This is a genomic window from Hafnia alvei (assembly GCF_900095695.1).
In the GTDB taxonomy this organism is placed as follows: domain Bacteria; phylum Pseudomonadota; class Gammaproteobacteria; order Enterobacterales; family Enterobacteriaceae; genus Hafnia; species Hafnia alvei_B.
On the sequence record NZ_FMIQ01000014.1, the window covers coordinates 165,472 to 178,517 of the forward strand.

The window sequence follows — 13,046 nt, forward strand, 5'->3', positions numbered from 1 at the left end:
TGTCAGTACGAGGCTGTCCATGTTCGGATTAGACGCATTCCATCTCGCCAGGATCCAGTTTGCTTTTACGGTATCCTTTCACATTATTTTCCCTGCCATCACCATCGGGCTAGCCAGCTTTTTGGCGGTGCTTGAAGGCTTATGGCTCAAAACGCGTAACCCGGATTACCGCACGCTCTATCACTTTTGGGCGAAAGTGTTCGCCGTCAATTTCGGCATGGGCGTGGTTTCCGGCTTAGTCATGGCTTATCAGTTTGGCACCAACTGGAGCGGATTTTCCCAATTTGCGGGCAGCATTACTGGCCCGTTGCTCACTTATGAAGTGCTCACCGCGTTTTTCCTTGAAGCCGGATTTCTTGGTGTCATGCTGTTTGGCTGGAACAAAGTAGGCAAAGAGCTGCACTTTTTTGCCACCTGCATGGTGGCGCTCGGCACGCTGATGTCAACGTTCTGGATCTTGGCGTCCAACAGTTGGATGCATACCCCACAGGGCTATGAAATCGTGAGCGGTCAGGTGGTTCCGGTTGATTGGCTGGCGGTGATCTTCAACCCTTCGTTCCCGTATCGCCTGCTGCATATGACCACCGCCGCTTTCCTGAGCAGCGCTTTCTTTGTCGGCGCTTCTGCCGCGTGGCATCTACTGCGTGGAAACGACACGCCAGCCACGCGCAAAATGCTTTCAATGGCACTCTGGATGGCGCTGATCGTCGCCCCGCTTCAGGCTTTTATTGGCGACATGCACGGCCTTAACACACTTAAATATCAGCCAGCAAAAATCGCTGCGATCGAAGGCCATTGGGAAAATAAACCCGGCGAAGCAACGCCGCTTATTCTGTTCGGGCTGCCCGACATGGAGCGCGAAGAAACGCGTTTTAAAGTGGAAGTGCCCTATCTCGGCAGCCTGATCCTGACGCACAGTTTGGATAAACAAGTGCCTGCATTAACCGAATTTGCTAAAGAGGATCGTCCAAACTCTCCGCTGGTGTTCTGGTCATTTCGAATCATGGCCGGCCTTGGCATGTTGATGATTTTGCTGGGTGCTATCGGTTTATGGCTGCGCTATCGGCAGCGTTTGTACACATCGCGCCCTTTCCTGCATTTCGTGTTCTGGATGGGGCCTTCGGGACTTATCGCTATTTTAGCCGGTTGGATAACCACCGAAGTCGGTCGCCAGCCGTGGATTGTGCATGGCCTGATGCGCACTAAAGATGCCGTTTCTGCTCATGGCGATCTGCATATGAGCATCAGTTTGCTGACGTTCTTCGTGGTCTACGGTGCGGTCTTTGGCGTGGGTTATGCCTATATGATGCGGCTGATCCGTAAAGGCCCTGAACCGATTCTTCCAGCAGCCCACAGCGAAGCGTTACCGACCGCCGCTGGACGTATTGCCGTTAAGCCCTCTCATCAGCAGGAGACTCACTAATGGGTATCGATCTGCCGCTCATTTGGTTCGCCATCATTATTTTCGCCACCTTAATGTATATCGTGATGGATGGCTTCGATTTAGGCATTGGCATGTTGCTGCCCGTCACCCGTGATATGCAAGAGCGCGACATGATGGTCAACACCGTTGCCCCCGTGTGGGACGGCAACGAGACGTGGCTAGTGCTCGGCGGCGCGGCGCTATTTGGTGCCTTTCCTCTGGCCTACGCGGTGATTATCGATGCGTTATCTATTCCCCTCACGCTGATGCTGATCGCATTGATTTTCCGCGGCGTCGCCTTTGAGTTTCGCTTTAAAGCACTGCCTAATCATCGCGGATTCTGGGACAAGGCTTTTATCGTTGGCTCAGGCTGCGCCACGTTTATGCAAGGTATCGTGGTCGGTGCCGTGATTCACGGTTTCCCCGTGACAGAGCGCACCTTCGTCGGCGGTGCATTTGATTGGCTTACACCGTTTAACCTGTTCTGCGGTATCGGCCTGATGTGCGCCTATGCGCTGCTGGGCAGCACGTGGCTTATCATGAAAACCAGCCATCAGCTGCAAGATAAAATGTATCGCATTACGCGCCCTTTACTGCTGGCTCTGCTGGTTATTATTGCCATCATCAGCATTTGGACTCCGCTGGCGCACAGCGCCATTGCCGCGCGCTGGTTTAGCTGGCCAAACATCGTGTTCCTTTTGCCGGTTCCCGTGTTGACGCTAGTGTGTGCCGGAGTGATTTGGCGCGGAACGCGCCACGGCGATCACTATTTACCGTTTGTGATGACCCTATTGTTGGTTTTCCTCGGCTTCAGCGGGCTAGGGATCAGTATCTGGCCGCATATCATTCCGCCTGCTATCAACATCTGGCAGGCGGCAGCACCACCGCAAAGCCTTGGATTTATGCTGGTTGGTGCCTTGTTCATCATCCCCATTATTTTGGTTTATACCTTCTGGAGCTATTACGTTTTTCGCGGAAAAATCAGCGCAGATGAAGGCTATCACTGAGTCAGCGAGGTAAAAAATGACAACGATTGAAACACAAACGCCCCGTTCTCCGTTATGGAAACGCATGCTGTGGTTAGCGGCTATCTGGGCTGGAAGCGTACTGGCGCTGGGCTGTGTCTCGATGGTATTCCGTTTATTGATGACGGCCGCCGGGCTGAAGTCACATTGAGCGCCATTAACCACACAAAAATGATAGAATTATGTTATCAAGCTGTAACATTAATACAGGTGAACGACCATGAGCGAAATTGAACGCATCCTTAAAGAAGAAATCGACAGGGTGAATAAAGCCGAACACCGCGATAATCGCCCACGCTTTAGCATCAGTTTTATTAAAAAACATCCCGGGTTATTCGTGGGAATGTATCTGGCCTATGCGGCTACGCTGGCGGTGATGTTGCAGTCAGAAACACTGGCAGACGTGACATGGGTGATGACGCTGCTGTTTGTGGGATTAAACCTGTTCTTCTTTTTTGACGTCAACCCACGCTATCACTACGACGATATCGACGTTCTGGACCTGCGCGTATGCTTCAATGGCGAATGGTATAACACGCGAATGGTACCGGACGCGCTGGTCGACAGTATTCTGCAATCATCTCAGGTAGATGAATCACGCAAACAGAAGCTACGCGCCATTATGCAGCGAAAATCTGAACTGTCGTTCTACGATATCTTTGCCGTGGGGCAGAATCGATCGCCGGTTTGATTGCACCATTTAATTGTTAGCAACCCCCTCCCAGCCTCCCTCTTTGCAGGGGGAGGGTTGGGGTGGGGGCTATCGTGTTAAAGATGGGAGGAGGTAAAACTCAACTCAACAAACAATGATGATCCGGCTTCATCGGGATCGGCTTCTCATCATCTTCAATCATTTCTCGCAGATTAATCTCTATCGTGGCAGAAATCGCATTGAGCGGCAGATCGTTCGGCGCCATGCCAAAGGGATCTTCCAGTTCTTCAGCCAGTGAATCCAACGAGATAAAGGTATAGGAAATAAACACCGACACCAGCGGCGTGAGGTAGTGTAAATCCGACACCAAGGCAAATGGCAGCAACGCGCAGAATAAGTAAACGGTGCGATGCACAATCAGGCTATAGGCAAACGGGATCGGCGTATTGGAGATTCGTTCACAGCCGCCAAGAATAGAAGAAAGATGGTTCAAGTTGCTGTCTATCGAATGAAAACTGATGTCGCTAATCCGTCCCAATCGACGCTGTTCACCTAACCACATCCCCATTTTCAACAACAGCGTATTACAGGGAGAATGGCTATTGAGCACCGAATTACGCTCCGATGGCGCCAGCAGCCGGTCTACATCAATACGCATATCGGTTTTACGCAGTTGATGCTTCAGGCAGTAGGTGAACGCAATCAGCAGCGAAGTGAAATAGCGCGCCTGTTCTGCCGGATCTGGCATCAGGCTTTTAACTTCCCTCAGCAGCGAACGCTCGGTGATGAGCAAATTCCCCCACAGCAGGCGCGCCTCGGTAAAACGCGCATAGCTGGCGTTGTTGCGAAACCCGAGAAAGATCGCAATGGCAACGCCCAGCAGGCTGAATGGAGCCAACGTCAGATTCACATCCAACATTTCATGCCACAGATAACAAACCACAGCGATGCAGGCAAAACCAAAATTTAAACTTAAGCGGAAGAGAATTTTAGGTAACACGGAGCCATGCCACACAAATAGGCGGCGAAACCAATGTTGTTGGGGTCTAACAATCATAATTAAGGTGTTTTGTAACGGATGGAGAAAAACCTGCGGCAGAACTTTTAGAAACGGTATTCATTAAAAACAATGTTCGCTGGAAATAATTTCCACCGGAAACAATGTTCGTTAAAAACGGCTTTCGTCAAAATCAGACAGGGACTGACGATCTCGGAATCGATCGACGCGCTAGTGTATGCCTGCATTTTACGTGCTTCAAGCGGTGATGCGCCTAGCGAGAATTATCTGATTAAAATCACGCCGAATCAGCTTTATTCCCGCGAATTCCCCCTGCGTTGATGCTTGTTTGCAGCCAGAGTGTTAGGCTGTGCCCTGCTTTTTTTAGCAACTCACATAGAAACAAAAAACCGCAACAATAAGGATAGGTTTCATGGAGACATTCAAAGCACAGACTCCGGCTGAAGAATATGGCGTGGGCATCACCCGCCGTAGCGGAGTTATCAGAAACGGCAAACCGGCCGCTGAGTTAACGTTTGAGTCTGGTGCTTTTAGCCAGCTACGCAAGCAGATGCAAGGTAACACCACGCATGTGGTTAGCGGAGAGTTTGAATTTACCGTTGGCGCAGAGACTCATCTGCTCATCGCCGGTGAATCCGTCAATATTCCCACTAACATAATCAGCGGATGCTTCTGCCTTTCCACGGGAGTTTTGGTGGAAACACCGCTCTAAAACGGCCCTCCCAGTGAATTAATATGAGAAAATTGTGATCCACATCAATTGTGGATCACCCTGAATCACCTTCTTTTACCCCGTTTTTCGTTCATTCACTCCTGCTTTAATGCATTTCATTCCTGCACTCAGGCTGTTCATTCCCAGAATGGATCGCTGCCCTATAGATAGCCTTAACATACTCACAGTTAATAAATATTTATCTGGAGCAGCATCATGAATATGACTGGCATGCAAAATTACAATCGCACCCGCTGGCTAACACTGGTTGGCACCATCATTACTCAGTTCGCTCTGGGTTCCGTTTATACCTGGAGCCTATTCAACGGCCCTCTGTCTGAAAAACTAGACGAACCCATCAGCAGCGTGGCCTTTTCCTTCGGTCTGCTGAGTCTGGCACTTGCCGTGGCCTCTTCCGTTGCGGGTAAATTGCAGGACCGTTTCGGCGTACGCAACGTCACTATCGCCGCTGGTGTGGTGCTAGCGCTGGGTTTCTGCTTAACCGCGCACTCGAACAACCTGATCATGCTGTATCTCAGCGCCGGTATTTTGGTCGGACTTGCCGATGGTGCTGGTTACCTGATGACGCTGTCTAACTGCGTAAAATGGTTCCCTGAGCGTAAAGGTATGATTTCAGCCTGCGCCATTGGTGCCTATGGTTTAGGTAGCCTTGGTTTCAAATATATCGATACCAGCCTGCTAGCCGCTTACGGCTTGGAAAACACCTTCATGATTTGGGGCGGCATCGCCATGGTGATGGTGATGGCCGGGGCAATGCTGATGAAAGATGCTCCAAAACAAGAAGTTGCTACATCAAGTGCGCAAGGTGAAAGCACCGCGCAGGATTACACACTGGCAGAAGCCGTGCGTCAGCCACAGTACTGGATGCTGGCACTGATGTTCCTAACCGCCTGCATGAGTGGCCTGTATGTGATTGGTGTGGCGAAAGATATCGGTGAAGGCATGGTTCATCTGCCTGCCATGACTGCCGCTAGCGCCGTGACCGTGATTGCCATTGCTAACCTGAGTGGTCGCTTGGTACTGGGCATCCTGTCTGACAAAATGGCACGTATTCGCGTTATCTCTCTGGCTCAGGTCATTTCTCTTATCGGTATGAGTACACTGCTGTTCGTTCCTTTGAATGAAGGCCTGTTCTTCGCCTCCGTTGCCTGCATCGCCTTCAGCTTCGGCGGCACCATTACCGTATATCCATCGCTGGTCAGTGACTTCTTTGGCTTAAACAACCTGACTAAAAACTACGGCCTGCTGTATCTGGGCTTTGGTATCGGCAGCATCATTGGTTCTATCATCGCGTCAATGTTTGGCGGCTTCATCGTGACCTTCTCGGTGATTATGACTCTGCTGGTGATTTCACTGGTGCTGTCTGCAACCATCCGCATGCCGGGACATCGTGAAGAGCATAACCAGCTAGCCCACGTATAAATCTAGTTTTGAAGTAACACCTGCACTAAGCCACCGCCTGCGGTGGCTTTTTTCTTTATATTCCCCATCGCTGGCAGCATTGCTTTCCATCTTTGATTAGACCGATTTCCGACATTCTTTGCGCCCACAGTATACTTGTCGTATGGCTATAATAAGCCAGAGATTTAGCTACCGAACGCAACCTCGAAAATGGAGTGTCATCATGTTAAATATCGATCGTAAAAGTTTGCTCGGTTTAGATGGAAACTTTCTCAAAAAACAGCGTACTTTGCTGTTAGTCATTTCCTTTCTGCTGCTATTAGGCGGAATTTTCTGCCTGATTAACCCCTTTGCTTCCGGTGCGGCGTTAAGCGCCATCGTAGGCACGCTGTTTGTGCTCAGCGGTCTGGGTTTGATTATTGGGATGATTGCCAACCGTACGCGTAACTTCTGGCCGATGGTGGCAGGCATTCTAATGGGTGCCGCATACATCATTATGGGCTACGTATTTATTACCAATCCGTTGGTCGGGATTTTCACCATGTCGGTGATCCTAGCAACCCTATTTGCCATCGGCGGTATTATTCGTTTAAGTGCCGGTTTCAAACTGCGTGGCGTGAGCGGAGGATGGCTGCAAATCATCATTGGGATTTTAGACTTGGCAATTGCCGCCATGTTTATTACCGCTGGCCCAGCCATGTCATTCACGCTGGTCACTACCATCGTTGGGATTGAAATGCTGTTTAGCTCTTTCAGCTGCTTCCAGATCGCGGGGATGTTTAAGCGAGAGGCTTAATTTTGAAATATAGGTGAAAGGTTTCGTCCGCCTATTAGAAGCAATACAACTATGAAATCCTTGGTGTAGGCGTCCGATAAGAGGCCGCCAGCGCGCGGCCTCTTAACTCGCGCGCTTTTATCCGAGATGGCATTTTCGCTCCGGTTTGGTATCGCCCATCCCGGGCGCCCCAAACTCCACGCAGACGTCCTGTCTGCGTGGCTAGCCCTGCCGATGCTTAGACAAACCACCCTCAGAGCTTTCGGCACAAAGGCCTACCCTTTTCGAAAATCAGTTTCTTTGCTTCATGGAAGTGCATGAGCTAATTGGCGTCCGAAATATTACACTTAAGCCTTCACATTGCCGCCCGATACAGCGCCCTGATCTCTGCGATTTTCGCCTCGCGCGGGTTCCCTCCGGTGCAAACATCGTCAAACGCAGCCTGTGCCAACTCAGCGATATCTTCCTCACGCACGCCAACTTCTTTTAGCGAAGCGGGAATACCCACGTCACTATTCAGTTTCACTACCGCTTGAATCGCCGCTTCTCGCGCCTGTTCTAACGAGGCATGAACCACATCAACCCCCATCGCCTGCGCAATCTGGCGGTATTTTTCACCGGTATATGCGGCGTTATAACGCATGACATGAGGCAGTAAAATCGCGTTGGCGACACCGTGCGGGGTGTTATAAAACGCGCCAAGCGGATGGGCCATACCGTGCACCAAGCCTAATCCCACGTTAGAAAATCCCATCCCCGCCACATATTGCCCTAACGCCATATCCTCAACTGCCTCTGGCAGGCCGGCAACTGAGCTACGCAGCGAACGAGCAATGATTTCAATCGCCTTCAGATGCAGCGTATCGGTAAGCTCCCATGCGCCACGCGTGATAAATCCCTCAATCGCATGGGTAAGCGCATCCACGCCCGTTGCGGCTTTCAAACTGGCAGGCATGCCGTCCATCATATCGGCGTCGATAAAGGCCACCAGAGGAATATCGTGAGGATCGACACAAACAAACTTCCGGCGATTTTCCTCATCGGTGATCACGTAATTAATGGTTACTTCAGCCGCCGTTCCTGCCGTGGTTGGAATCGCTAAAATCGGCACGCTTGGGCTATGAGTCGGCGCAACACCTTCCAAACTGCGCACATCCTCAAACTCAGGGTTAGCGCTGATGATGCCAATGGCTTTACAGGTATCCTGCGGTGAACCACCGCCAATGGCGATCAGATAATCGGCTCCACTCGCGTCAAACGTAGCCAGCCCACTCTGCACAACGGCGATAGTGGGATTAGGCACCACGCGATCAAAAATCTGATATTCCAATCCGGCAGCATCAAGTTTAGCAGTCACCTTTTCCACCACGCCACAGGCAACCAACTGAGCGTCGGTCACGATCAACGCTTTACCATAGCCGCGGCGCAAAACCCAAAACCTCCGGCACTAACTCATTCACCGCGCCACGACCAAACCACGATGTTTCATTCAAAATCATTCGATTTGTCATAATGAAAACCCCTTAGTGAGAAATATTGTCGCCGCACTACTCTTCCACTCGCAGGCCATAAGTCTTGAATTTCTCCAACACAATGGCGATCTCTTCATCAGACAATACCGGTACCGGATCAATAATTGGCAACGTTGCTAGATAAAGCTCGGCTAAAACTTCAACCTCGTGGGCCAACCATAAAGCCTTTTGTAAATTCGCTTCGCAGGCAATCATGCCGTGATGCTGTAACAGCGTGGCTTTGCGATTTTTCAACGCAACGGCGACATACTCAGAGAGTTGTTTGGTACCAAACGTCGCATAGGGCGCGCAGGGAATGGTGCTGCCACCGGCGGCGGCAATCATGTAATGAATGGCTGGGATGGGGCGATTCAGAATAGAAACCGCCGTACAGTTCACCGCATGGTTGTGCACCACCGCATTGGCTTCTGGGCGCGTTTGATACGCCACCTGATGGAAACGCCATTCACTGGAGGGCACTTTCCCCTCATCGTGTTTCCCATGCTGATCGATATAAACAATATGTGACTCGGTCAAATTCTCATAAGGAATACCCGTTGGGGTAATCAGCATCCCATCGCGGTAGCGCACGCTGACATTCCCTGCGGTTCCCTGATTTAGGCCCAGACGTGTCATTTCCAAGCAGGTATGAATTATTTCGCGAGCCAATGAGTCTCTTTCCATTTGTTGCCTCTCTGATTATTGATGGAATCAGTCATTTAAAAATAACGGTGTTGGTAGCTGTCATATTTATCCTGTAGAGAACAACAATAAAAACCCTGATTAAAATATGTGACACAGCTCAATAGAATTACATCGCCATTACATAAAAAGTGCATAAATAGGAAAAGAAAAATGTCCGTTTAAAATTCATTAAATAAAAACGGTCAAATCAAAAAAAATAAACCAAGAACTGACCATTTAAATTAAAAATAAAACAATCGGGCATTCTATTTGTGTTTTTTAAGCCTTATTTGATTAAAACGGGCATGTTTTTTGATTTATTAAAGTGACTGCCTTCACATTTCCGCCCCCAATAATATTGAATGTGACTGAACTCATACTTTTAGTGCTTTTTTGTTTTAAGAATAGCTTCACTTACCGCATAAACGGCATGATTGCACCCCGCCTCCGATTGAACGGAGAGTGCCTGAACGTGTTACTGCGGAAGAAGAACAGATTTATGCCAAAAATAACTGGCGCTGCATCCAGACTGTAAGAGAGTCCATCCCGATGAGCTGGTTTTAGCCGGTGATTCAGGTGACCAAGCGCAGTCAACACCGATGCAGCTTCAAGTATGAAGGGTATACACAATATCTCTGTATGACCTAACGAGGGCGCTATGGGAAACGTTTCAATCCAGTCAGAAAACTACCGCGTTGCCAGTCATGAGCGTAAAGGAAATTATTTAATTCCTTTTGCATTATTATGTTCACTTTTCTTTTTATGGGCTGTCGCTAACAACTTAAACGATATTTTACTGCCTCAGTTCCAGCAGGCATTTACCTTAACCAATTTCCAAGCAGGGCTTATACAGTCAGCATTTTATTTTGGTTACTTCCTAATCCCTATTCCTGCCGGAATACTAATGAAAAAACTCAGCTACAAGGCAGGGATTATTACTGGATTATTATTTTATGCCATTGGTGCCGCACTATTTTGGCCTGCCGCCGAGGGAATGAATTACACCTTATTTCTCATCGGGTTATTTATCATAGCAGCAGGGCTTGGCTGTTTAGAAACGGCGGCTAATCCTTTCGTTACCGTATTAGGGCCAGAAGAATCAGGACATTTTAGAATTAATCTAGCCCAAACCTTTAACTCATTTGGTGCCATTATTGCCGTAGTTTTTGGTCAGGGACTGATTTTATCTCATGTTCCACATCAGCCAGCCGAAGTGTTAAGTCAAATGGCACCGGAGCAGCTGGCGGCCTATAACCACAGCTTGGTGCTGGCGGTTCAGTCTCCCTACATGATGATCGTAGCCATTGTACTGTTTGTCGCCTTGCTGATTGCCTTCACAAAATTCCCGACCATCCAAAGTGATGCGCATAGTGATGATAAAGGTGGCTCCCTGCTGGCTTCGGTATCGCGTTTGCTGCGTATTCGTCATTGGCGCTGGGCCGTATTAGCGCAGTTCTGCTATGTCGGGGCTCAAACCGCCTGCTGGAGCTATCTGATCCGTTACGCCATTGAGGAGCTGCCAGGCACCACGCCAGGATTCGCCGCCAATTATCTCACTGCCACCATGGTGTGCTTCTTCATCGGGCGCTTTAGCGGAACGTGGCTTATTCGTCACTATGCGCCGCACAAGGTTTTAGCCATCTATGCCTTTATTTCCATGCTGTTATGCATCATTTCTGCGGCGGCAGGCGGACACGTTGGCCTCATCGCGCTCACGCTGTGCAGCATGTTCATGTCTATCCAATATCCAACCATTTTCTCCTTAGGGATTAAGGGATTAGACCAAGACACCAAATACGGCTCATCCATTATTGTTATGACCATCATCGGCGGCGGCATCGTCACACCGGTCATGGGCTTTGTTAGCGATGCGGCGGGCAACATTCCAACCGCAGAACTGATCCCGGCGCTGTGCTTCGCCATCATTTTCATCTTTGCCAAGTTCAGATCAAACATCATGCCGCGCGCAACGGCTTAAGCAATTCAACCTTAAAAAAGACAACCTACCGATTAACGTGAGGAAAATAAGAATGAATAGCCAACACCAGACCCTACAAAACCTGCCCAAAATTGGTATCCGCCCAGTCATTGATGGCCGCCGCATGGGTGTACGCGAGTCCCTTGAAGAACAGACCATGAATATGGCGAAAGCCACCGCGCAGCTATTAAGCGAGCAACTGCACCACGCCTGCGGTGCCGCAGTTGAGTGCGTTATTGCCGACGGCTGTATCGCTGGCATGGCCGAGTCTGCCGCCTGCGAAGATAAATTCAGCCGCCAGAATGTGGGATTAACCATCACCGTTACCCCTTGCTGGTGCTACGGCAGTGAAACCATCGATATGGATCCAATGCGCCCCAAAGCCATCTGGGGCTTTAACGGCACCGAGCGCCCAGGCGCGGTTTATCTAGCGGCTGCGCTGGCGGCACATAGCCAAAAGGGCATCCCTGCGTTTTCTATTTATGGCCACGACGTGCAAAACGGCGGCGATGACAGCATTCCCGCCGACGTAGAGGAAAAACTTCTACGCTTTGCGCGTGCCGGTTTAGCCGTTGTCAGCATGAAAGGCAAAAGTTATATGTCGCTGGGCGGCGTCTCAATGGGAATAGCGGGTTCCATCGTTGACCATAACTTCTTTGAATCTTGGCTCGGCATGAAAGTGCAGGCTGTAGATATGACCGAGCTACGCCGCCGTATCGATCAGAAGATTTACGATGCCGAAGAGCTTGAACTCGCGCTTTCGTGGGCGGATAACAACTTCCGCTTTGGGCCGGACCTGAACGCCGAACAATATCGTCGTTCGCCAGAAAGCAGCCGAGCGGTATTACGTGAAAGCTTGCTGATGGCAATGTGCATTCGCGACATGATGCAGGGCAACGAAAAACTGGCTCAGCAAGGATTCGTCGAGGAATCGCTGGGCTATAACGCGATTGCAGCGGGCTTCCAAGGCCAGCGTCACTGGACCGATCAATATCCTAATGGCGATACCGCTGAAGCGTTACTCAATAGCTCGTTCGACTGGAACGGCGTGCGTAAACCGTTTGTGGTGGCCACTGAAAACGACAGCCTCAACGGCGTTGCGATGCTGTTTGGGCACATGCTCACCGGCACCGCACAGGTATTCGCTGACGTTCGTACCTACTGGTCACCTGAAGCCGTAAAACGCGTAACCGGAAGTGAGCTCACCGGCCATGCCAAAGACGGCATCATCCATCTGATTAACTCCGGCTCAGCGGCGCTGGATGGCTCGTGCCGCCAGCTTGATGAGCAGGGTAATCCAACCATGAAACCGCATTGGCAAATCAGCCAGAAAGAAGCGGATGCCTGCCTGCAAGCAACAGAATGGTGCCCTGCGATCCATGAATATTTCCGTGGCGGCGGCTATTCATCTCGCTTCCTAACCCGCGGCGGCGTTCCGTTCACCATGTCCCGCGTCAATATCATCAAAGGCATTGGGCCAGTATTGCAGATCGCGGAAGGCTGGAGCGTTGAGCTGCCTAAAGACGTGCATGACACGTTAGATAAGCGCACCAACGAAACATGGCCAACCACGTGGTTTGCCCCACGCTTAACCGGCAAAGGGCCGTTTACCGATGTGTACTCTGTGATGGCGAACTGGGGGGCTAACCACGGCGTGCTAACCATTGGTCACGTAGGTGCAGACCTGATTACGCTGGCATCGATGCTGCGTATTCCAGTGTGTATGCATAACGTGGAAGACGGCGAAATCTATCGTCCATCGTCATGGGCCGCGCACGGCATGGATACCGAAGGTCAGGACTATCGCGCCTGCCAAAACTACGGGCCTTTGTATAAAAAATAATGT

General features: G+C 50.3%; 11 protein-coding genes and 1 pseudogene. 9 read left to right on the forward strand and 3 right to left on the reverse strand.

Annotated elements, in window-relative coordinates:
* The first annotated feature begins 19 nt into the window (after positions 1–19).
* The 4 genes from BN1044_RS05535 to BN1044_RS05550 all read left to right on the forward strand — a co-directional run bounded on the left by BN1044_RS05535 (position 20) and on the right by BN1044_RS05550 (position 3,139).
* Positions 20–1,423, forward strand: coding sequence for a cytochrome ubiquinol oxidase subunit I (locus BN1044_RS05535; protein WP_072307873.1), 1,404 nt, complete (start codon positions 20–22; stop codon positions 1,421–1,423).
* Complete coding sequence (cydB, locus tag BN1044_RS05540) at positions 1,423–2,430, forward strand: cytochrome d ubiquinol oxidase subunit II (RefSeq protein ID WP_072307874.1); 1,008 nt, start codon at positions 1,423–1,425, stop codon at positions 2,428–2,430. Before BN1044_RS05535 ends, cydB begins: the two co-directional genes overlap by 1 nt.
* Before the next feature lie 16 nt (positions 2,431–2,446).
* A complete protein-coding gene (locus BN1044_RS05545) occupies positions 2,447–2,599 on the forward strand; it encodes a DUF2474 domain-containing protein (RefSeq protein ID WP_072307875.1) in 153 nt (50 codons plus the stop codon).
* A gap of 69 nt (positions 2,600–2,668) precedes the next feature.
* Positions 2,669–3,139: a YlaC family protein gene (locus tag BN1044_RS05550; RefSeq protein ID WP_025798632.1), complete on the forward strand. Its 471-nt coding sequence runs from the start codon at positions 2,669–2,671 to the stop codon at positions 3,137–3,139.
* A gap of 100 nt (positions 3,140–3,239) precedes the next feature.
* Here BN1044_RS05550 and BN1044_RS05555 read toward each other — a convergent pair whose 3' ends face one another.
* Positions 3,240–4,157 (reverse strand): bestrophin family protein, encoded by a 918-nt coding sequence (locus BN1044_RS05555; RefSeq protein WP_043490559.1) that lies wholly within the window; start codon positions 4,155–4,157, stop codon positions 3,240–3,242.
* Between the two features lie 373 nt (positions 4,158–4,530).
* Between BN1044_RS05555 and BN1044_RS05565 the strand changes: the two genes are divergently transcribed.
* The 3 genes from BN1044_RS05565 to BN1044_RS05575 all read left to right on the forward strand — a co-directional run bounded on the left by BN1044_RS05565 (position 4,531) and on the right by BN1044_RS05575 (position 7,048).
* Complete coding sequence (locus BN1044_RS05565; protein WP_072307877.1) at positions 4,531–4,830, forward strand: cupin domain-containing protein; 300 nt, start codon at positions 4,531–4,533, stop codon at positions 4,828–4,830.
* Positions 4,831–5,046: 216 nt separating this feature from the next.
* Positions 5,047–6,273, forward strand: coding sequence for an L-lactate MFS transporter (locus BN1044_RS05570; protein WP_072307878.1), 1,227 nt, complete (start codon positions 5,047–5,049; stop codon positions 6,271–6,273).
* A 202-nt stretch (positions 6,274–6,475) separates the two neighbouring features.
* A complete protein-coding gene (locus BN1044_RS05575) occupies positions 6,476–7,048 on the forward strand; it encodes an HdeD family acid-resistance protein (protein ID WP_072307879.1) in 573 nt (190 codons plus the stop codon).
* Positions 7,049–7,382: 334 nt separating this feature from the next.
* Here BN1044_RS05575 and fucO read toward each other — a convergent pair.
* Positions 7,383–8,538, reverse strand: a pseudogene (fucO, locus tag BN1044_RS05580) (lactaldehyde reductase).
* 36 nt (positions 8,539–8,574) lie between these two features.
* Positions 8,575–9,222, reverse strand: coding sequence for an L-fuculose-phosphate aldolase (fucA, locus tag BN1044_RS05585; protein WP_072307880.1), 648 nt, complete (start codon positions 9,220–9,222; stop codon positions 8,575–8,577).
* A gap of 658 nt (positions 9,223–9,880) precedes the next feature.
* Here fucA and fucP point away from each other — a divergent pair.
* Together fucP and fucI are read left to right on the forward strand one after the other, a co-directional pair.
* Positions 9,881–11,200 carry an L-fucose:H+ symporter permease gene (fucP, locus tag BN1044_RS05590; protein WP_072307881.1) on the forward strand — a complete coding sequence of 440 codons (1,320 nt, stop codon included), beginning with the start codon at positions 9,881–9,883 and terminating at the stop codon, positions 11,198–11,200.
* A gap of 52 nt (positions 11,201–11,252) precedes the next feature.
* Positions 11,253–13,043 carry an L-fucose isomerase gene (gene fucI / locus BN1044_RS05595; RefSeq protein ID WP_072307882.1) on the forward strand — a complete coding sequence of 597 codons (1,791 nt, stop codon included), beginning with the start codon at positions 11,253–11,255 and terminating at the stop codon, positions 13,041–13,043.
* The last annotated feature ends 3 nt before the right edge of the window (positions 13,044–13,046 follow it).

Coding starts and splice junctions, on each gene's coding strand:
- BN1044_RS05535 (WP_072307873.1), top strand. CDS start 20: ATGTTCGGATTAGACGCATTCCATCTCGCCAGGATCCAGTTTGCTTTT.
- cydB (WP_072307874.1), top strand. CDS start 1,423: ATGGGTATCGATCTGCCGCTCATTTGGTTCGCCATCATTATTTTCGCC.
- BN1044_RS05545 (WP_072307875.1), top strand. CDS start 2,447: ATGACAACGATTGAAACACAAACGCCCCGTTCTCCGTTATGGAAACGC.
- BN1044_RS05550 (WP_025798632.1), top strand. CDS start 2,669: ATGAGCGAAATTGAACGCATCCTTAAAGAAGAAATCGACAGGGTGAAT.
- BN1044_RS05555 (WP_043490559.1), bottom strand. CDS start 4,157: ATGATTGTTAGACCCCAACAACATTGGTTTCGCCGCCTATTTGTGTGG.
- BN1044_RS05565 (WP_072307877.1), top strand. CDS start 4,531: ATGGAGACATTCAAAGCACAGACTCCGGCTGAAGAATATGGCGTGGGC.
- BN1044_RS05570 (WP_072307878.1), top strand. CDS start 5,047: ATGAATATGACTGGCATGCAAAATTACAATCGCACCCGCTGGCTAACA.
- BN1044_RS05575 (WP_072307879.1), top strand. CDS start 6,476: ATGTTAAATATCGATCGTAAAAGTTTGCTCGGTTTAGATGGAAACTTT.
- fucA (WP_072307880.1), bottom strand. CDS start 9,222: ATGGAAAGAGACTCATTGGCTCGCGAAATAATTCATACCTGCTTGGAA.
- fucP (WP_072307881.1), top strand. CDS start 9,881: ATGGGAAACGTTTCAATCCAGTCAGAAAACTACCGCGTTGCCAGTCAT.
- fucI (WP_072307882.1), top strand. CDS start 11,253: ATGAATAGCCAACACCAGACCCTACAAAACCTGCCCAAAATTGGTATC.